Raw genomic sequence first — 19,238 nt, forward strand, 5'->3', positions numbered from 1 at the left:
TAATCCGCCCCCAATCGTTTTGAACATTTGAGCGGGTTCAAATTAACGAATTGTGACGTCAAATTCATTTTGCAGTGCCTTTGTAACCTTTTCAAATGCTTTATTAACATCATCATCAACCATTGTATCATGCTTATTTTGATAGGTAAGTGAATATGCAACTGATTTTTTACCAGCTGGAATCCCCTTGCCTTCGAAAATATCAAAGAGGTGGACGTCAGTTAAAAATGCGCCCCCCCGTTTCTTGATGACGGATATGATCTGTTGGTTCGTAACCGATTGATCAACTAGCATTGCGATATCACGACTAACTGAAGGATATTTAGAAATGGCTGTTGATTGTTGGTCTTGTTTAGGCATATCAATTAGCTGTTGTAGATCAAATTCAAATCCATAGGTCGCCTTGATCTTGTATTGCTTAGCGACACTCGGATGAATCTGGCCCACAAACCCTACAAAGTGTCCGTGGACATAAACGTTAGCTGTCCGCCCTGGGTGCATGTCTGAATATTGATCGGTAGCCTTATACTCAACATCTCCGGCAACGTTCAATTCAGCTAACAATAAATCGACGATTCCCTTAATTTGATAGAAGTCGGTCTCAGTCGACTTATGATCCCAAGCACTAGGGGTCAAAGAACCCGTAATTACCCCGGCAACGTGTTCCACTTCAATTGGCCGTGATTGTGATTCTTCATCCTTATAAAAAACGCGTCCTTGTTCATATAAAGCTACATCGTTGACGCTGCGGGCTTGATTATATGCAATATCATCTAATAACCCACTTAAGAGGTTCATCCGAAGGGTCGTATGATCGCTACTCATTGGGAAACTTAGGTTCGTAGCAAAACTTGGCCGCATCATAAATGAAGCTGCCTTATCAGCGGAAGTTAATGCATATGAAATCGCATGGGTCAATCCAGCGCCCTCTAAAACGTTGCGCGTTTTTCTAATTAGCGCTTGTTTAGGCGTTAGGCGACCAACCGTCGTCCGACTAAGTGGCAATGTACTAGGGATGTTATCGTAGCCATAAATTCTTGCAACTTCTTCGAACAGGTCAGCTGGGATACTGATGTCCCAACGTCTCACTGGCACGGTCACGGTATATTCACCACTATTTTCCACAACTGAAAAGCCTAATCGTTCAAAGATTGCAGTGATTTGAGAAATGCTTAGTTCAGTTCCTAATACCTGATTGATCCGCGCAGCAGTAGTTTTAACCACGCGTGGTTGGGCATGGTCATCGCTGGCCGTTACCATTCCATTTTCAACGACCGCGTTCCCATCAGTACTAATCAACTCAGCAGCGGCATTCAAAGCTTCTTGAACACTACCATGATCAACACCTCTTTCAAAGCGTTGGGAAGCATCAGTATGAATCAAATGACGTTGTGCAGTCTTTCTGACCTTGACTGGATCAAAAGTAGCACTTTCTAACACAACGGTCTTGGTATCAGCAGTCACTTGGCTATCAAAACCACCCATTACTCCAGCTAACGCCACTGGTTGCTTAGCATCTGCCACCACGATGTCATCTGCCACCAATTCATTATCATTTTCATTTAGGGTCTTTAATTGTTCCCCGTCCTTGGCGTGCCGAACGACCAACTGATGATCCACGAGTTGATCGTAATCATAAGCATGCATCGGTTGTCCATACTTGAGCATGATGTAATTAGTAGCATCAACAACGTTATTAATTGGCTTAATTCCAGCATTCCAAAGCCGAATCTGCAACCAGAGGGGGCTACTTTGAACCTTGACGTTCGATAATACCCGTACGTTAAAGTTCGGTGCGATGGAATCATCAGCAGTAGCACTAATCAGATCGCTAGTTTTATTGCTACCAGTTTCCTTTAAATCAGGATGGTCTAATTTCAGTGGTAAATCATAGATCGCTGCTAGTTCATGGGCCGTGCCGTAAATGCTTAACATATCTCCACGGTTAGGGGTAACGTCTAGGTCGATCAATTCATCGTCCATCCCGATGTATGGATAAACATCATCGCCCACCTTAGCATCTGATGGCAGGAAGTAAATTCCTTCTGACCATTCCTTTGGGACCACATCCTTAGCAAAACCAATTTCATCTAACGCACAAAGCATCCCGTTGGAAACTACGCCCCGCATTTTACTACGTTTGATTTTTAAGTTATCGCCAACCCTAGCGCCTACTTCAGCGACGATCACCTTTTTATCAACTTGAACGTTCGGTGCACCACACACGATTTGAATCGGTTCATCTTCACCAACATCAACTTGGCAAATATGCAGGTGATCTGAATCGGGATGGTCTTCCATTGAAACGACCTTCCCAACTACTAATTTTTTAAGCCCGTCAGCTGGACGCACTACGCCATCAACTTCAACGGCCGTTCTTTCGATCTTTTCGGCTAATTTATCGACAGGGACGTTCAAGTCCAGGTATTCTTTTAGCCATTTATAAGAAACAAGCATGTTTTAACACTCCTTAGTTAAATTGAGATAGGAAGCGGACATCATCTAAATAGAAGTCCCGAATATCTGAGACCCCGTATTTCAACATTGCAAGCCGATCAGGTCCTAAACCGAATGCAAAGCCAGTGTATTTTTCAGGATCGACGCCTGCATTTTTCAAGACGTTTGGGTGCACCATTCCAGCCCCCAAAACTTCAATCCAGCCGCTGCCCTTACATACGCTACAACCCTTACCCATACAATTAAAACAGGTAATATCAGCCTCAACTGATGGTTCGGTAAATGGGAAGTAACTTGGCCGTAGCCGCACGTTAAATTTGTCGCCAAATAACTCATGGGTCAATAGTTCCAAGGTCCCCTTTAGATCACTCATCGTAACGTTTTCAGAAACCACCATTCCTTCAACTTGATGGAATTGATGTGAGTGAGTGGGATCATCGGTATCACGTCGATAAACAACCCCTGGTGAGATCATCTTTAGTGGGCCCTTGTCGAAGTCATGCTTTTCAAGCGTCCGCGCTTGCATTGGTGATGTTTGGGTCCGCATCAAGATTTCATCTGTAATGTAAAAAGTATCTTGCATATCACGTGCTGGATGGTCCTTTGGTAGGTTCATCATTTCGAAGTTATACTTATCTTCTTCCACTTCTGGACCGCTAAGCACTGAATAACCCATCCCTAAGAACAAGTCCGTAATTTCATCAATGATCGACTGAATGACATGGGGATGACCCTTGGCTACTGGTGTACCAGGCAACGTCACGTCAATTTTTTCATTAGCCAATTGAGCATTCAATCGCTTGGCTTCTAATTCAGCGACCTTAGCATCCAATGCAGTTTGTAGGTCATCTCTAATCTTATTAGCATAGCTACCGACCTTGGGCCGTTCTTCAACTGCAAGGTCTTTGATCCCCCGTAACGCCTTAGTAATGGGACCCTTTTTCCCCAATAGCTTTACCTTTATATTTTCATGAATTGCTTTAATATCAGTCGCATCATTGATGGCTTTAATTCCACGATCATGAATTTGACTTAATTCATCCTTTAAACTCATCTTTATCCTCCTTAATTGCACAAAAAAAGCCTCATCCCTACAAAAAGGGACGAAGCTGCGCGGTACCACCCTACTTTAGATGCTAGATCAAAGCCATCTACTCTCAAAATCAATAACGGTGATCACCGGATATTTTTTGTTCATTAACAAACTCCCAATATCTGTTCAGAAAATGAATTCAATCGACCTATAGCTACTTTCAGCATCTATAGCTTCTCTGTGAAACGGTCAACCTACTAATTTTTCATCGAAACATATCTAGTTTGATATTAAACTATTCATAGCAATTAATCAAGCCTATTTTTAGGCGAACCACTTATTCGCCCAATTATGAACTGAGCTCATAATGGGCTCTAGCTCTAGTCCCTTTGCGGTCAATTGATATTGGATCAATGAAGAATCCTTAAATGTATTTCTGGAAACGATTCCTTCGGCCTCTAGTTCTTTAAGGCGTTCAACTAAAACTCGATCACTACACTTACTAATCGTCTTAGCAATGTTCTTAAATCTGAGGGGGCCTTCATTTAGTAATGTTTCGATGATCAATCCATTCCATTTTTTGCCTAAAATCGCAAATGTCTTTTGAAACTTTGGGCAAAGGTGAAAATCTGGAGCACATTGATCAGCTTTTAATTCGTCCATAAAAAATCCCTCCTGTAATAAATAATCATGTATTATCCATTTTATCGATATTTCAAATTTTTTCAAATATTTTCCTTACTTTTCGGTTAAACGGTCCTAAAAATTCATGAATTGCTGCATAATCATCGACTAATGATACAATAACGCTCTCTTTGTATTTTGGTCGTGCCAATGTAAAGCCCCACATATGTTTTAATATAATGTCGCGTTCCATTGGTGAAAGCTCAGTTATTTTTTCAGCGTTCTTTAATGCTACGCGGGGATGAATAAAGGCGTGTGAACCTAAATTGAACTTAGTGACCCGCCAGTCATAAAAGAAAAAATCGTGTAACAATCCCCCACGTGCAATGGCCCGATAGTTCAAATGGAATTTTTTAGCAATTCGATAGCTAACGTATGAAACGTAAATCGAATGATTAAGCCTGGTAGAGTGATGGTGTTGGACGATCGTGGCCATCCGCTTTACTAACGGTTGCGCCAATAAATCTGAAACGATTGAGACGTACTCCTTATCATTGCGCCAATTAGAAGCATCCAAAATGATTCCTCCCTACTTTTGTAAGTGAAACATTACGATTCCAGCAGCAATCGCCACGTTCAAGGATTCAGCATTTCCCTTCATTGGGATAAATAAATTAGCATCAGTGGTCGCAAGCAACGCCGATTGCATTCCATTGCCCTCGTTGCCCATTACCAATGCAAAGTTGGATTGTGGAGTAATTGTACTTAGCGCAACGGCGTTCGGATTTAACTCAGTCCCATAAACTGGATAACCCTGTTCATGATATTCGTTAATCCATTCAGCGAGGTCTGCTTCAGCAATTTGAACGTGGAACTGGCTGCCCTGCATTGCTCGTGATACCTTTGGAGAATACTGACTAGCCGTTCCAGAACCAAAAACGACTCCAGTTAGCCCCATTGCATCGGCAGTCCGAACCATCGTTCCGATATTACCTGGATCTTGAACTTGATCCAATAGTAGCCATCCGCCTTGAGCATAATTAGCTGCTACTTGGGCACTCGGCTGAATTTCAACCACGGCAAAAATGCCCTGGGGGGTTTTAGTATCACTAATGTGGTTCGCAACTTCATTAGTCACTACGACATAATCATATTTATCAACAAAGAAATCCCCGTCAGCATCTAGCCGCGCTTGGGTCACGATTATCGTAACGATTGGTTGATCATAATTAATGGCTTCAGAAACTAAGTGCCATCCCTCTAATAGGTATTGGCCAGCCCCTTGGCGCCCGTGTTTGGTTTTTAATTTCGTCCAGGCTTTGACCTGGCGATTTTGATTTGATGTAATTTTTTCCATTATTTTCTCCTGTATAATCCGCAATTAATATTCTAACATATTTATTGTGATATAATTTTATTGTTAACTATTTTTTAAGTAAGAGGTAATGAAATGAAACCAACTTTAGAATTAATCGTTTATGGAACCGTCCAAGGGGTCGGATTCAGATGGGCAACCAAACAAGTTGCTGAACAACTCAATATTAATGGTTCCGTCGAGAACCTAGCGGATGGATCAGTACGGATTTTGGCTCAAGGTGAGCACAAACAATTAGATCAATTCGTAGATCAAGTTAGACAACCATCAAACAGTGCTGCAGAGGTAACTGATATTAACCTTAGTTTCACTAAGCACGATGCTTTTCATAATTTTACCACGATTTAATTTGCAAATTCGCCGTGATTAAATTACGATATTTAAATAGCATATTATGATGATTATAGGAAGGATTTTTGATTTAAATGAAAAAGTTAAAACGACTGAGTGCACTAGCAATGGCTGGTTCATTAGTCCTATTATTAAGTGGTTGTGTCCAAACCGATAAGAACGGCCAACCATACGGATGGTATTATGATCTATTCGGTAAAACAGGCGAAAGCATCATGAATTTGATCGCTAAGTTCGTTGGTGGTTATGGTTGGGCATTGATCGTCCTTACCGTATTAGTTAGATTAGTGCTATTGCCACTGATGGTTAATCAAATGCGTAAGTCTACTACTCAACAAGAAAAGATGAGCCTGTTAAAACCACAACTAGATGAAATCAAAAAACATCAAAAGGCTGCTAAAACCCAAGAAGAACAGGCAGCTGCCAGCCAAGCAATGATGTCACTATACCGTGAAAATGGGGTCAGCATGACTGGTGGAATCGGATGTTTACCAATTTTGATTCAACTACCAGTGTTCGCCGCACTGTACGAAGCAATTCGATTCTCACCCGAACTTTCCAAAACCATTTTCTTTGGAATCAAGCTTGGCGATAAAAACATCGCATTAGCAATCCTCTCATTCGTTGCTTATATTATTCAGGCCTTATTATCCAAACAGGGACTACCAAAAGAACAACAAAAACAAATGCAGGCAATGCTATTCATTAGTCCCATCTTCATATTAATAATTGCCTTTCAAGCTCCTGCTGGATTGGGAATCTACTTCTTCATTGGCGGAATTTTTGCATGTATCCAAACCCTGATCATTAATCTGTACCGTCCAAAGATCAGAAGAGAAGTGGCCGAAGCTGCTAAAAAAAATCCACCGAAAAAAGTTGATTTATCATCCTTAGTAGCCACAGAAAATAAGCCTAAGCAAACTAATCAATCCAGTAATAATAACCAGAGAAATCGGAACCGTAATGCTGGAAAACAAAATCGCAAGTAAATAAAAAGAATTGATAATTTTAAAATTATCAATTCTTTTTTTATCTACAGGTTAGCTTCATTATTATTTTCAGCATCCCTTGCTTCTAATGCCAATCGTTGTTCCTTGCTTAAAATTGGCAATGAGACACTAAAAATCGAACCCGAACCAACTGAACTTTCGACGGCAATCTTACCATGGTAAGCCTCAACCAATCGTTTTGCGATCGATAGACCTAATCCATTACCACCTTGATCACGGCTTCTTGACTTATCAACTCGATAGAAACGATCAAAAACATTGCGCATATTTTCTTGACTGATTCCTTCACCGAAGTCTTGAACCGATAATTCAACACTTCGCATATTGCGGGATAATGAAACGTGAATGATCTTACGCTCGGCTGAATATTTAACCGCATTGTCCAGAAGAATAATCAATAACTGTTCGAGATGGTTACGGTAGATCTGTGCATAAACCGGTTTTCTAACGTCATTATCAAACGTGAAGTTAAAGTCTGGATGCAACATCTTAAAATCATTAAATTGCTGTTCCACCACTTCTTCAACATTCGTGATGCGATCTCGATAATTTAAACTGGCCTGTTCCACACGGGATAGCTCAAGCATCTCATTAATCAAGCTTTTCATTCGATTAATTTCAGCAATCGATGAATCAATCGACTCATCAAGCACGACTTGATCTTTTTTCCCCCAACGCTTTAGTAAGTCCATGTGGCCTTGAATCACCGCCACAGGCGTTCTTAATTCATGTGAAACATCTTCTACAAAGCGTTGCTGTTGCTCAATATAGCGTTGCATCGTATCAAGCATTTCATTGAACAGGGTCCCTAAATCAGTTAATTCATCATTTTGATTTAGCTTGGGCACCCGCTTAGAAGTCTTCGGGGAATCACTAACTTCATCGATGGTGCGCCTAATTTTATTAATTGGTCGTAGCAAGTAAGCAGCCATAGCATACGCTAGTAGTGATGATATCGCAGTTGTCATGATCAATAATAATAGTAAAATAGCGACTAACTTGTTCGTTGATGAGTGATAATCATTTAACTGATCAACGATTCGAACGTAACCAACCACGCTCCGCGTTCCCCGTTTAAAGATGGGCGCATCACCAATTAACACAAGTGAATGGTTCACTCGATCGCTGTACACCCGTTTACTAATGATCGAATGCGTCAACGGCTTCGGATTAGAATTACCCACCATAAATAAAGACTGTTTTTTCGCATCGGAAACACTGATCGAAGTGTTATTACGCGATAAATCGTTGAACACTGAATCAGGAGCCACTAATTGGTCATCGCGCTGATTTGGATTTAAGCGCGGTGATAATACATTGTAAACGTTATCGTGATCGAACTTATCGAGTGATTCCAAACGATTCGTAACGCTATTCAAAGTACTTTTGACATGGTCCATTTCCTGATCTAATAATACATCAGAAAAGCGATTATAAATTAAGAATGAAAAAATTGATACAACTAGAAAAACAACTACCGACGTGCCGACAGACCATTTCCATTTTAAGGAAATCCATCTTCTCCCGTTACTAACGTCATCAGATGATGCGTTTTGTGATTGTTGCTTATCTTGTTTTGAAATCATGAACGCATCACGTATCCTGTCCCACGCACGGTTTGAATGTAACTCTTGTCGCCGTCGCGATCAATTTTATTTCTCAGGTAACGAATGTAAACATCAACCACGTTCGTTTCAGCATCTGAATCGTAACCCCACACCTTGTTCAAGAGAACGTCACGTGCTAAGACAACGTTTACATTTTCCATTAACGTTAATAGTAATTCGTACTCCCGCTTGGTAAGGTCAATTACCTCGTCACCACGCCGCACGATCCGACTTTCCTTTTCGATCGTAAGGTCCTTAAAGTGAACCACCTTTTGTTCTTGGGCTTTTTGATGACCTTCGATCTTAATTCTCCGTAAGAGGGCCCGAATCCGCGCAAGTAATTCTTCAATTGCAAATGGCTTTACGATGTAATCATCGGCTCCATGATCGAATCCAGATACCCGATCAATTACTGAGTCACGTGCGGTCATCATAATAATTGGGGTATCCTTCTTTTCACGTAATCGCCGTGCCACTTCCATTCCGTTCAATTTAGGAAGCATTAAATCGAGTAAAATGACATCAAAGTCATCATTAATTGCTTCTTCAAGTCCATCCCGACCGTTTCCAGCAACCGTAACGTCATATCCTTCATGCTTTAGCTCTAATTCAACGAAACGAGAGAGACTTTTTTCATCTTCAACAATCAATACATTGGTCATAACTGTCCCACCTTCAATTTTTTCATATAATTCCATTTTAACATAAATTAGATATTTTTAAGCAACGTCTAATCGTTTTAGCAGAAAAATAAAAAGCTTTCAGAACCCATGGTGTTCTGAAAGCTTTTTTAATCCTGATAATTAGTTATTAGTGTTACTAATAACATCTTTACCATCGTAATAACCACAACTTGGGCAAACGAAGTGTGACTTACGTAATTCACCACAATTTGGGCATGGAGTCAAACCAGGGACATTCAACTTAATGTGACCCCGACGCATGCGCTTCTTAGCTTTAGAAGTTCTTCTTGCTGGTACAGCCAATATAAACCCCTCCTTCTTTTTAAAATATCCACTAGTGAAATTTTTAAGCCTTACTAATCTTGATTAAAGAAATCTTTTAACTTGGTAAGACGTGGATCAACTGGTTTATCATCTGTCTTAGGATGTTTATAGTCATCCTCCGAAATTACTTGCCAATCATCACCTTCTGGCATAATGTTTAGTTCGGACTCTTTCGGTGACAGAATATGCATTGGGATTTGCAGAATGATATTATCAGCTACGGATTTATCAAAATCAATGGCCCCATCTTCATCGGTGACCAATGCAATCTCGTTAGCGTTACTATCATCTTGTTCGAAGCTCCTTAAGGCAGCTTCATCTGGAACATAGACTTCATTAATGCTAAAGTCTAATGGCAATTTAACAGGCGTTAATGAACGAGATGACGGAACCGTAATTTCGCCCTTGACCTGTGCATTCACAATTGCCTTCCCCTGATTATAAAAAACATATGATTCAACATTTACAGGCTGAACATCAATGATTTGATCAGAGTATCTAGATAAAAGGTCATCCTTTAAATCTAATTCAACTTTTTCAGAAAGTGGTACAGCTTTGTAATCTTTTAAATCACTCAAATACCATTTCATAGCAGTTCCTCCTAATGCAACGTGATTAATTATACATATTAGCAATTTTAATGTCAAGGTAATTTCCTTGATAGCTTCATTTTTTAATAATTGGGTGCCGATACAAATCCTCGAACTGATTGGTTTGCATCTGAATCAACATCCCAGCCTTAAATTCAACTGCCAACTGTGATTGTAGCACTGATTGACTTATCTTTGAAATAATTGGCCACTCAATTTGTTTTTTGACCTGATTTAAATACTGTTGACCAAGTGGACTAAAACCTAATACCCGAATGTATGGAGATTGACCAAGCATTTGGTGTGCGTCCAATTTTAATAATGTGGCCACTAATAACCGCTGAATCCGCGGATAGGTGTAGCGCTTGGTCTTAACGGCATCAATAAAGTCAGTGAAACGAGCATTTTGAATGGCAGCTTGTTTTAACCTTGATTCGATACCCTCGGTCATTTGATAAACCGATCGTAAATCAGCCAGTGAAGTCGTTAATAACTGATAACGCAACTGGGGCCAAAAAAGTAACCAATCCAACAGCTGCGGTGTTGATGATAACAATATCTTCCGCGAACTTGCTGGCAACACTTCTGATACCCCTGCATCATCGTTCTTCGCCAATAGTGCACGACGAATGGCAGTTGCACTAGCAAATTTAGTCTGCCAATTTTGATCATGATGTTGACTACCGATTCGCTCGATGGGCACCAATTTAATCGGACTCGCCAATTTATGAACTGCACGCGCATAGTTAAAAGCCAAGATATCATTAGGTTGGTCGATTGCCACCCCTAACTGAGATTTAACCGCTGCTTGCAATAAAGCAGGATAGCTCTGCTGATAATCTTTAAAGTGCTGTTGATCACCCTTCACTTCAAGTTGGCCCAGCCGTTTAAAATCATAGTTCGAATGTTCACAGCCGAACGCTAAGGCATCACACTTTAATTGATCAACGATCCGAATGGCTTCATACGCGAAGATATCAGCAGGCTGAACTGCTCCAAAAACTGGTAACTCGACTACTAGATCGACGCCACCAGCCAACGCCATTTCAGTCCGCTGCCATTTATCAACAATTGAAGGAGCGCCTCTTTGCACCCAATTACCACTCATTACGGCAACTGTAACGTCAGCGTGGGCTAAGCGTTTTGCCATTTGGAGCTGGTAAAGATGCCCGTTATGAAACGGATTATATTCTGCAATAATGCCGACAGCCGATAACATCAGTTACTCCTTTTTCGCAACGAAAAACCACCGTGTCGTATCAGGTTGAACATCGGCATCACCGAAATCAGCACTAGGTTTAACGTTAGTGAATCCCGCCTTCTTGAGCGTCTTAAGATAGGTTGGCATTGGATAGGTCCGTTCTAAATGTAATTCAGATATCTCATCGTAGGCTTCTTTAGCTGGATTATAGTTAAAAAACGATAGATCATGTTCGACTGAATGGGGTGCATCCCCTGAATATGAACGCCACATGAAGGCCCTTGACTCATCATGATAATTATACATATACCCTGGATAAACGACATCGGTCTGATACGGGGTGATCACATCGAACAAGAAGACCCCATCTGCACTCAAGTGTTGTGCGACCTGAGTAAACATTTGTAACAACTGGTCTGCATCTTTTAGATAACAAATTGAATCATCAAAACAAGTGATGGTCTGAAAGGTATCCAATCCCTCTAGATCAAGCATATTCCCATTTAACAAGGGAAAGTGCACTCCGCTTTGATCCGCCTTTTGACTGGCAATCGCTAGCATGTCGGTGGATAAATCTAGCCCTACTGGTTCAAACCCCCGCTTGGCAAGTTCGATATCCATTCGTCCGTTCCCACATGCTAAGTCTAAAAATGCTTTGGACTTAGCATATTTTTCAACAAAGCCAACCCACTTCACGTACATTTCTGGATCGAACAATTCGTCGTATAACTCAGCGAATTCACTGTAGATCATTATTCAACGACCCAGCTGCTCAAATCTAATTCAGCAGCGTCAGACCATAATTTTTCAATGTCATAAAATTCACGTTGTTCCTTTTGGAAAACATGAACGATAACATCCCCTAAGTCGATCAAAATCCACTTAGCTTCATTCTTGCCCTCAACTTGTTTAACATTGATCGATGCTTTTTCTGATTCATCAACGATTGCTTCAGCAATTGCTTTTACCTGCCGATTAGAAGCAGCGTCCATAATCACAAAATAATCAGCCATCAAACTGACTTGTTCAACGTTTAGAGCCACGATATCGTGAGCTCTTTTATCATCAGCAGCTTTTACAACGACTTCTAATTTTTCTTTACTATTCATCATTTATTATTTATCCTCTCTGTACAATGCGGAGTTAGGTACCCAAGCATTAAAAGTATCAATTGTTTTTGGAAAAACCGCAACATGTTGATTGACTAGATAATCTAACGTATGGAAGGTTTGATAAGCCACTCCATTCGCTAAATTGTCAAACGTAATCGCACGGGCTTCTTCCACCCCAGGAAAATCACGACCAGTTTCGATATAATCGGCCATGTAGACAATTTGTGCCAACTTACTCATGTATGGAGCACCAATCGTGTGGTACTTAACGGCATTTAAAACATCAATATTGTGAATGCCCAATTCATTTTTAACTAGGATCCAACCAACGTAACCATGCCAAACTGCATTCCCGTAGTTGAGTAAAGTGGGGTCTAATCGATATTCCTTAATCGTTTTCACAAAGTCCTCATCGGGGCGTTGTTTCGCGTAATCATGAACTAATCCGGCGATACTGGCCATTTCTGTATCCACGCCATTCAATTGGGCTAATTTAATCGCCATTTGTTCAACTCTTTGCACATGGGCAAATCGCTTAGGACGCAGTGCCGCATTTAAACGCTTTAATAATTCGGCTCGATCATACGAAACAATATTTTCTTGATAATTCAAAAACACTTCACTCATAAAGATGATTCTCCCTTATATAATTAGTAACTGCACTGGGTACTAAATAACGAATCGACTGGCCTTGGTGAACCTTGCTCCTAATCAGCGTTGAAGAAACATCCATCATCGGAACATCGACCCAAACCACTGGGTACTTGGAAGTGATTGGATAGCCACTTCGCTTAACCCCAACGAATTGGACCATCTTAATCAAGTCATTGATTCGGTACCATTTTGGAAGATACTCTACCATATCACCACCAATAATAAAGTAATAGTTATTATTAGGAAAGCGTTGGGTCAACTCCTTAATCGTATCAAAACTAAAACTCTTCCCGCCCCGCAGGACTTCGGATAATTCAATCCCTAATTTAGGGTTATCCTCTGTTGCTAATCGTAACATATTAACCCGATGGCTCGCATCAATTGCGCGCTTTGGATCAACATGTGGGGGGACGGCATCTGGCATTAATAAGACTCGATCCAAGCCCAGTTGGCTTCTCACTTGATCTGCAATAATTAAATGACCAGTATGCACTGGGTTAAAAGTTCCACCCAATAAACCAATGTTTTGCCCATTTTCACGATGACCAATTATTTGCGTTAGCGTTTTAACATTACTTTGATATACGACCTTATTCATCATCAATTACCTCTAGATTTGTTTAACATCCTCAGAAATATGCCGATTTTTAGCTTGATCCGCAATCTTAAATAATAAGACCGTGCGGCCAATTGTTTGGACTACTTGAATTTCACTATTATGTTCCACAAATTCACGAACATCTTCGGGTTCTACCGCAGAGTTTTGTAAGATGTTGACCTTCATTAATTCGCGATTGTTCAACGCATCATTAACTTGGTTCAACCAATTATCACTGAGCCCTTCCTTACCAATCGAAAACAATGGTCTCATTCGGTTCGCCTTCGCTCTTAAAAATCGTTTTTGTTTCCCTCTTAAGTTCATTTAAATTCTCCTATATCATTGAACGCCGCATTAAAACGGCAACCTGCTTGGGAGCCCATCCTGCAACCACTACGCCTGCAGGAACGGTTACCCAACCTAATCCTTCAATTACTAAATCACTTTTTTCAGTGGTTTTAAACTCATGCCGCACTAATTTCGGAAATTGCTTTAGATCATCCCCACTTGGCGGGGTCAATAGATCACCAAGGTGTTTTTCATAAAATGCATCAGCATTCATTAACTTCGTCCGATGGACAAAAAGATTATTCTCAACGTATGCAGTAAAACCATGCTTACGATCACCTACAACATAGTCAAAGCGTGCCACGCCACCAAAGAAAAGCGTCTGTTCTGGATTTAATTGGTATGAACGTGGCTTAATTTTTTTCTGTGGTGCCACGATTTTTAAATCCCGTCCGTTCAAATAATGGGCCATCTGTTGAGCGTGAATGATCCCTGGAGTATCAATAATCTGTTTCCCATCGGCTAGTGGGATTTCAATTTTATCTAACGTTGTCCCAGGAAAACGGGAAGTCGTAATCAATTCCTTAATCCCCGTGCTTTGTCTAATAATTTGGTTAATCAAGGTCGACTTACCAACGTTGGTCACCCCAACTACGTAAACGTCGCGACCCTTGCGTTTCTTATCGATCACTTCTAGTAGGTGGTCAACCGAATCGTTAGTTTTAGCGGACACCAATTCAACATCAATTGGCCGAATCCCATTTTTATTGGCCTGCTGGCGAATCCAGTCAGCCAATTTACTCCGCTTAAATGAACTAGGTAATAAATCAGACTTATTTCCCACCATCAAGATGGGGTTATCACCGACGAAACGATGTAATCCTGGAATTAAGCTTCCGTTAAAATCAAAGATATCCACTACATAAACGATCAAGGCATCGGTATCTTGAATTTGACTTAGCAACATTCTAAAATCATCATCAGTCAAACTTACTGGTGAAATCTCATTATAATGACGCAATCTAAAACACCGTTTACAGTAAACATCCTCATCATTATCAACTGCATTTTTAAGGGCTGATGCAGGAACAAATCCCAAACCATCTGGGTCCGTGGTCTGAATCTTAGCTCCACAGCCAACACATCTTAATTCTTCATCTTCCATTATTAATTAATATCCTCCTGCCATTTAAGATTCGGGTACTTTTGTTGTAACTTTCTTATTACCCGTTTTTCAATTTTACGATTCACTCCGGTAATCCAAGCATCACTATTCACGAGTGGCTTGACCAATACACTCCGCACGCCAGCATTATTTGCGGACCAAACATCGGTCATGATTTGATCTCCGACCATAATGACTTGATCACGATCAAGTTGATATTGTTTTAAAGCCCGCTTGATGCCATTCGGCAGCGGCTTCATCGCCCGTGAAATAAATGATAATTTTAAATTACTAACCGCACGCTTAACTCGTGAATGCTTGTTATTAGAAATGACCACAAGGCGAATATTGAACTCGGCTAAAGTCGAAAGCCAAGCTCGTAATTGAGGAGTGCCGTCTGGATTGTTCCAAGGGATAACCGTATTATCCAAATCTGTGAATACTGCTTTAATCCCCATTGATTGTAAACGCGCCGGCTTTAAATCATAAATTGCTGAAACCATCCAGGTTGGTTTTAATTTTTCGATCATAGCTTCTCCCCATAGTTAAATATTATGTAACCGTGTTTAGTGTAAACAACACGGCAATCCAATTTAGATAAAAAAACTTTCACCAAGTAAAATGTCTGGTGAAAGTTTTAATTTCTGTTATGCTAAAGCTTTTTTAGCAGCTTCTGCGAATGCCTTAAATGCATCTGCATCGTTAACAGCTAAATCAGCTAACATTTTACGGTTAACTTCGATATTTGCTAACTTCAAACCGTGCATAAGCTTGCTGTAGCTTAAGCCATTAATTCTGGAAGCAGCATTGATCCGTGCAATCCAAAGCTTTCTGAAGTTGATTTTGTTGTTACGACGGTCACGGAATGCATAAGTACGTGACTTCATAACTTGGTCTTTAGCAGTCTTGAACAAACGGCTCTTAGCACCGCGGTATCCCTTAGCTGCTTTTAGCATGCGCTTACGGCGTGCATGTGTAACGGTTCCACCTTTAACTCGTGGCATATTAAATTCCTCCTAAATAATGGTTCTCAAATTAAATTACTTTAATAACTTAAGGTACTTCTTAGTGTTTGATGCTGAGATTACGTGAGTTCCACGTAATTGACGACGTTGCTTCTTAGTCTTACCGTGGAAACGGTGACTAGTAAAAGCATGCGCACTCTTTAAACCACCCTTAGCAGTTTTCTTGAAACGCTTTGCTACGGCGCGGTTAGTTTTGATCTTAGGCATTATAAATATCCTCCTTCAAAAATAATAATAATTATAATTTTAATAATTATTTCTTTTCATTGTCGTTTGGGGCAAGCATTAAGAACATGCTCCGCCCTTCCATTTTAGCTCTTTGAGTAACAACCGCAACATCCTTAGTTGCATCGGCCATCTTATTTAAGACATCCCGACCAATTTCTTTATGGGTAATTGCACGCCCCTTGAAACGAATTGAAACTCGCACTTTAGCACCCTTGCTTAAGAATGTTTGAACACGCTTTAACTTCGTATTAAAGTCATTCGTGTCGATGGTTGGACTTAAACGAATTTCTTTGACGCTGATTGTCTTTTGACTTTGACGAGACTTGCGAGCCTTTTTTTGTTGTTCGAAACGGTACTTACCGTAATCGAGAATCTTTGCAACTGGTGGCTTTGCTTTAGGTGCAACTAAAACAAGATCTAAATTAGCATCCTCTGCTAACTTCAATGCTTCAGCCTTAGTCTTCACACCGAGTTGTTCGCCTTGAGCGTCAATTAAACGGACATCGCGAGACCGAATTCCTTCATTGACCATCATATCGTTTGCTATGGTAATCCACCTCCAAATAATTTAAAAAGCAGAAAAAGCGGGCGCACTAAGGCACCCGCTTTTTAATCCGAATCAAATTCAGATTTTTTACCGTACATTTGCCCAGCGACAATTATCACTCAGGCGAGAAGCGGGATGCTTCTGCTTTTTATCGTTACTAATAATATAACAGTTTCTAACTAATCCGTCAAGAATGAATTAATCTTCTCGAGAATAGTTATTGATATCATTTTTAATTTGTGATTCAAAATCAGCAAATGATTCTGTATTACTTTCTTCATGTCCGTAACGACGAACGGAAACGTTTTCGTTCTTCACTTCTTCGTCACCAACCACGATCGTGTATGGAATCTTATGGGTTTGGGCATCACGAATCAAGTAGCCCATCTTTTCAGCCCGTTCGTCAACTTCGGAACGAATTCCTTCCTTGCGAAGTTTTTCGTTAACCTTGCGAGCGTAGTCACCATGTTTTTCTTCACTAACTGGGATAATCTTAACTTGCTTTGGTGCTAGCCAAGTTGGGAATGCACCCTTGTATTGTTCGATCAAGTAAGCCACGAATCTTTCCATCGTTGATACTAATCCACGGTGGATCATAACTGGACGGTGTTCCTTACCATCTTCTCCAACGTAATGAAGATCGAAACGTTCTGGTAACATGAAGTCTAATTGGATCGTGGAAAGTGTTTCTTCATTACCCAATGCAGTGTAAGTTTGAACATCAAGTTTTGGACCATAGAATGCAGCTTCCCCTTCAGCTTCAACGTAGTCTAAGCCAAGTTCATCCATGGCACCCTTAAGCATTGATTGGGACTTGTTCCACATTTCATCATCATCAAAGTACTTTTCAGTATTCTTAGGATCGCGGTAACTTAATCTGAAGTGGTATTCCTTAATGTCGAAGTCGTTGTAAACGTCCATCATTAAGTGCAAGATCTTCTTGAATTCTTCTTGGATTTGGTCTGGTGCAACGAACGTGTGACCATCATTTAACGTCATTTCACGAACCCGTTGTAAACCACTTAACGCTCCTGATTTTTCAAATCTGTGCATCATCCCTAATTCAGCCACCCGCATTGGTAGATCACGGTATGAACGGATATGGTGGTTGTAAATTTGGATGTGGCTAGGACAGTTCATTGGCCGTAATTCTAGTTGTTCACCATCACCCATGTCCATTGGTGGGAACATGTCTTCACGATAGTGTGCCCAGTGTCCTGAAGTCTTGTAAACGTCTAGATTCATCAATACTGGCGTAACAACGTGTTGGTAGCCGTTGTTTACTTCCTTGTCGATAATGTAGCGTTCGATGACCCGACGGACCGTAGCACCATTTGGCATCCAATAAGCAAGCCCAGCACCCACTTTAGGGTCAACGAAGAAGAGGTCCAATTGGTTACCGATTACTCGGTGGTCACGTTCCTTTGCTTCTTGGCGTTGCTTTAAGTCTGCTTCTAAATCATCCTTCTTAAAGAATGCAGTTGCGTAGATTCTTTGTAACATTGGGTTAGATGACTTACCTTCCCAATAAGCACCAGCAACTGAAAGGAGCTTGAAGAACTTAAGTGGTTTAGCATCTGGTAATACGACCCCTTCGCCTAAGCTCAAGTAATCGCCGATTTGATAGAAGACCACCTTATCATCCTTAGCTAACTTACGAACTAAAACAGCTTGGTAAGGATCACCATCAACTTGCTTTAAAGCATCTTCAAGTGATAATTCCTTGCGTTCTAATTGTACATCATCCTTAACTAATTGGTTGATCTTATCAGCTAAACCATCTAATTCATCAGCACTGACTTGACGATCGTTCTTATCAGTATCAACAAAGAAGCCATCTTCATCAGAAGTACTTTCCCCGAAGCGAATGTCTGCGAATGAGTCTGCTAATACGGCCTTTAATAATTGTGCAGCAGTCCGCCGTAAAACAGTCAAGCCTTCTGCATCGTCCTTAGTAACAATTTCAATCTTACCACCCTTTTGAAGTGGTGTTTTCAAACCAAATGATTGTCCATCAACCTTACCAGCAACTGACTTTTTAGCCAAACTGATTGAAATTGACTTTGCGATATCTTCTGTCGTAACGCCAGCGTCAAATTCTTTTACGCTGCCGTCTGGAAATTCAAATGAAAGTTGAGCCATATTTATGATCCCCTTTAATATTATTATCTTTACTAGACTAAAAAACGTCCCATGCGTACTTCAATGAGCACACATGGGACGTCGTAATAAGCGCGGTTCCACCCAATTATCCATAGTAAATAAGCCTATGAACACTTAATTTAGTATCTAACGTTAACCAAACGACCTATTATTTCCAATAGGCAGTCAAATGAAGTGGTAACTTCCGACCAAATTAGAAGGAC

The 19,238-nt window shown here is 40.6% G+C and carries 23 protein-coding genes and 2 other annotated features; of the genes, 2 read left to right on the forward strand and 21 right to left on the reverse strand.

The features are described from left to right. Nucleotides 1–42: 42 nt before the first annotated feature. The 5 genes from pheT to ACSYTE_RS05010 all read right to left on the reverse strand — a co-directional run bounded on the left by pheT (nucleotide 43) and on the right by ACSYTE_RS05010 (nucleotide 5,471). Nucleotides 43–2,457 (reverse strand): phenylalanine--tRNA ligase subunit beta, encoded by a 2,415-nt coding sequence (gene pheT / locus ACSYTE_RS04990; protein WP_491716362.1) that lies wholly within the window; start codon nucleotides 2,455–2,457, stop codon nucleotides 43–45. A gap of 13 nt (nucleotides 2,458–2,470) precedes the next feature. Further along, complete coding sequence (pheS, locus tag ACSYTE_RS04995) at nucleotides 2,471–3,511, reverse strand: phenylalanine--tRNA ligase subunit alpha (RefSeq protein WP_491716363.1); 1,041 nt, start codon at nucleotides 3,509–3,511, stop codon at nucleotides 2,471–2,473. A 42-nt stretch (nucleotides 3,512–3,553) separates the two neighbouring features. Next, nucleotides 3,554–3,771 (reverse strand) — a binding site (T-box leader). Between the two features lie 43 nt (nucleotides 3,772–3,814). Beyond that, on the reverse strand, nucleotides 3,815–4,153 hold the full coding sequence (locus ACSYTE_RS05000) for a winged helix-turn-helix transcriptional regulator (protein WP_491716364.1): 339 nt from the start codon (nucleotides 4,151–4,153) through the stop codon (nucleotides 3,815–3,817). 52 nt (nucleotides 4,154–4,205) lie between these two features. Further along, nucleotides 4,206–4,691 (reverse strand): HD domain-containing protein, encoded by a 486-nt coding sequence (locus ACSYTE_RS05005; RefSeq protein ID WP_491716365.1) that lies wholly within the window; start codon nucleotides 4,689–4,691, stop codon nucleotides 4,206–4,208. A 12-nt stretch (nucleotides 4,692–4,703) separates the two neighbouring features. Then, on the reverse strand, nucleotides 4,704–5,471 hold the full coding sequence (locus tag ACSYTE_RS05010; protein ID WP_491716366.1) for a TrmH family RNA methyltransferase: 768 nt from the start codon (nucleotides 5,469–5,471) through the stop codon (nucleotides 4,704–4,706). Between the two features lie 93 nt (nucleotides 5,472–5,564). On the opposite strand from ACSYTE_RS05010, the gene ACSYTE_RS05015 reads away from it, so the two are divergent. Both ACSYTE_RS05015 and yidC read left to right on the forward strand, forming a co-directional pair. Beyond that, nucleotides 5,565–5,837, forward strand: a complete 273-nt coding sequence (locus ACSYTE_RS05015) for an acylphosphatase (protein WP_491716367.1) — start codon at nucleotides 5,565–5,567, stop codon at nucleotides 5,835–5,837. Nucleotides 5,838–5,914: 77 nt separating this feature from the next. Further along, nucleotides 5,915–6,829: a membrane protein insertase YidC gene (yidC, locus tag ACSYTE_RS05020; protein ID WP_491716368.1), complete on the forward strand. Its 915-nt coding sequence runs from the start codon at nucleotides 5,915–5,917 to the stop codon at nucleotides 6,827–6,829. 44 nt (nucleotides 6,830–6,873) lie between these two features. On the opposite strand, the gene ACSYTE_RS05025 is transcribed toward yidC, so the two are convergent. From ACSYTE_RS05025 to thrS, 16 genes are all read right to left on the reverse strand, one after another. Further along, complete coding sequence (locus tag ACSYTE_RS05025; RefSeq protein ID WP_491716369.1) at nucleotides 6,874–8,436, reverse strand: sensor histidine kinase; 1,563 nt, start codon at nucleotides 8,434–8,436, stop codon at nucleotides 6,874–6,876. Further along, nucleotides 8,433–9,119, reverse strand: a complete 687-nt coding sequence (locus tag ACSYTE_RS05030) for a response regulator transcription factor (RefSeq protein WP_491716370.1) — start codon at nucleotides 9,117–9,119, stop codon at nucleotides 8,433–8,435. The genes ACSYTE_RS05025 and ACSYTE_RS05030 overlap by 4 nt, the downstream gene beginning before the upstream one ends. A gap of 141 nt (nucleotides 9,120–9,260) precedes the next feature. Then, complete coding sequence (rpmF, locus tag ACSYTE_RS05035; RefSeq protein ID WP_491716371.1) at nucleotides 9,261–9,443, reverse strand: 50S ribosomal protein L32; 183 nt, start codon at nucleotides 9,441–9,443, stop codon at nucleotides 9,261–9,263. Nucleotides 9,444–9,496: 53 nt separating this feature from the next. Next, nucleotides 9,497–10,054 carry a DUF177 domain-containing protein gene (locus ACSYTE_RS05040; protein WP_491716372.1) on the reverse strand — a complete coding sequence of 186 codons (558 nt, stop codon included), beginning with the start codon at nucleotides 10,052–10,054 and terminating at the stop codon, nucleotides 9,497–9,499. A gap of 76 nt (nucleotides 10,055–10,130) precedes the next feature. Then, a complete protein-coding gene (locus ACSYTE_RS05045; RefSeq protein ID WP_491716373.1) occupies nucleotides 10,131–11,273 on the reverse strand; it encodes a nucleotidyltransferase in 1,143 nt (380 codons plus the stop codon). Nucleotides 11,274–11,276: 3 nt separating this feature from the next. Next, nucleotides 11,277–12,008, reverse strand: coding sequence for a class I SAM-dependent DNA methyltransferase (locus ACSYTE_RS05050; protein ID WP_491716374.1), 732 nt, complete (start codon nucleotides 12,006–12,008; stop codon nucleotides 11,277–11,279). Beyond that, complete coding sequence (gene rsfS / locus ACSYTE_RS05055; RefSeq protein ID WP_491717300.1) at nucleotides 12,008–12,364, reverse strand: ribosome silencing factor; 357 nt, start codon at nucleotides 12,362–12,364, stop codon at nucleotides 12,008–12,010. The genes ACSYTE_RS05050 and rsfS overlap by 1 nt, the downstream gene beginning before the upstream one ends. 6 nt (nucleotides 12,365–12,370) lie before the next feature. Next, nucleotides 12,371–12,994: a bis(5'-nucleosyl)-tetraphosphatase (symmetrical) YqeK gene (gene yqeK / locus ACSYTE_RS05060; protein WP_491716375.1), complete on the reverse strand. Its 624-nt coding sequence runs from the start codon at nucleotides 12,992–12,994 to the stop codon at nucleotides 12,371–12,373. Next, nucleotides 12,987–13,619, reverse strand: coding sequence for a nicotinate-nucleotide adenylyltransferase (locus ACSYTE_RS05065; RefSeq protein ID WP_491717301.1), 633 nt, complete (start codon nucleotides 13,617–13,619; stop codon nucleotides 12,987–12,989). Before ACSYTE_RS05065 ends, yqeK begins: the two co-directional genes overlap by 8 nt. Before the next feature lie 12 nt (nucleotides 13,620–13,631). Continuing rightward, the gene (yhbY, locus tag ACSYTE_RS05070; RefSeq protein WP_491716376.1) at nucleotides 13,632–13,943 is read right to left on the reverse strand and encodes a ribosome assembly RNA-binding protein YhbY; all 312 of its coding nucleotides are present in this window, start codon (nucleotides 13,941–13,943) and stop codon (nucleotides 13,632–13,634) included. A gap of 10 nt (nucleotides 13,944–13,953) precedes the next feature. Continuing rightward, the gene (yqeH, locus tag ACSYTE_RS05075; RefSeq protein WP_491716377.1) at nucleotides 13,954–15,072 is read right to left on the reverse strand and encodes a ribosome biogenesis GTPase YqeH; all 1,119 of its coding nucleotides are present in this window, start codon (nucleotides 15,070–15,072) and stop codon (nucleotides 13,954–13,956) included. A gap of 2 nt (nucleotides 15,073–15,074) precedes the next feature. After that, nucleotides 15,075–15,602 (reverse strand): YqeG family HAD IIIA-type phosphatase, encoded by a 528-nt coding sequence (locus ACSYTE_RS05080; protein ID WP_491716378.1) that lies wholly within the window; start codon nucleotides 15,600–15,602, stop codon nucleotides 15,075–15,077. Nucleotides 15,603–15,719: 117 nt separating this feature from the next. Beyond that, nucleotides 15,720–16,076 (reverse strand): 50S ribosomal protein L20, encoded by a 357-nt coding sequence (gene rplT, locus ACSYTE_RS05085; protein ID WP_491716379.1) that lies wholly within the window; start codon nucleotides 16,074–16,076, stop codon nucleotides 15,720–15,722. Nucleotides 16,077–16,112: 36 nt separating this feature from the next. After that, nucleotides 16,113–16,304: a 50S ribosomal protein L35 gene (gene rpmI / locus ACSYTE_RS05090; protein ID WP_491716380.1), complete on the reverse strand. Its 192-nt coding sequence runs from the start codon at nucleotides 16,302–16,304 to the stop codon at nucleotides 16,113–16,115. A gap of 46 nt (nucleotides 16,305–16,350) precedes the next feature. After that, a complete protein-coding gene (infC, locus tag ACSYTE_RS05095; protein ID WP_491716381.1) occupies nucleotides 16,351–16,860 on the reverse strand; it encodes a translation initiation factor IF-3 in 510 nt (169 codons plus the stop codon). A 35-nt stretch (nucleotides 16,861–16,895) separates the two neighbouring features. Beyond that, nucleotides 16,896–17,025: a sequence feature (ribosomal protein L20 leader region), on the reverse strand. Between the two features lie 45 nt (nucleotides 17,026–17,070). Then, complete coding sequence (thrS, locus tag ACSYTE_RS05100) at nucleotides 17,071–19,014, reverse strand: threonine--tRNA ligase (protein ID WP_491716382.1); 1,944 nt, start codon at nucleotides 19,012–19,014, stop codon at nucleotides 17,071–17,073. Nucleotides 19,015–19,238 lie beyond the last annotated feature (224 nt).

The organism is Nicoliella sp. ESL1120, assembly GCF_058508515.1.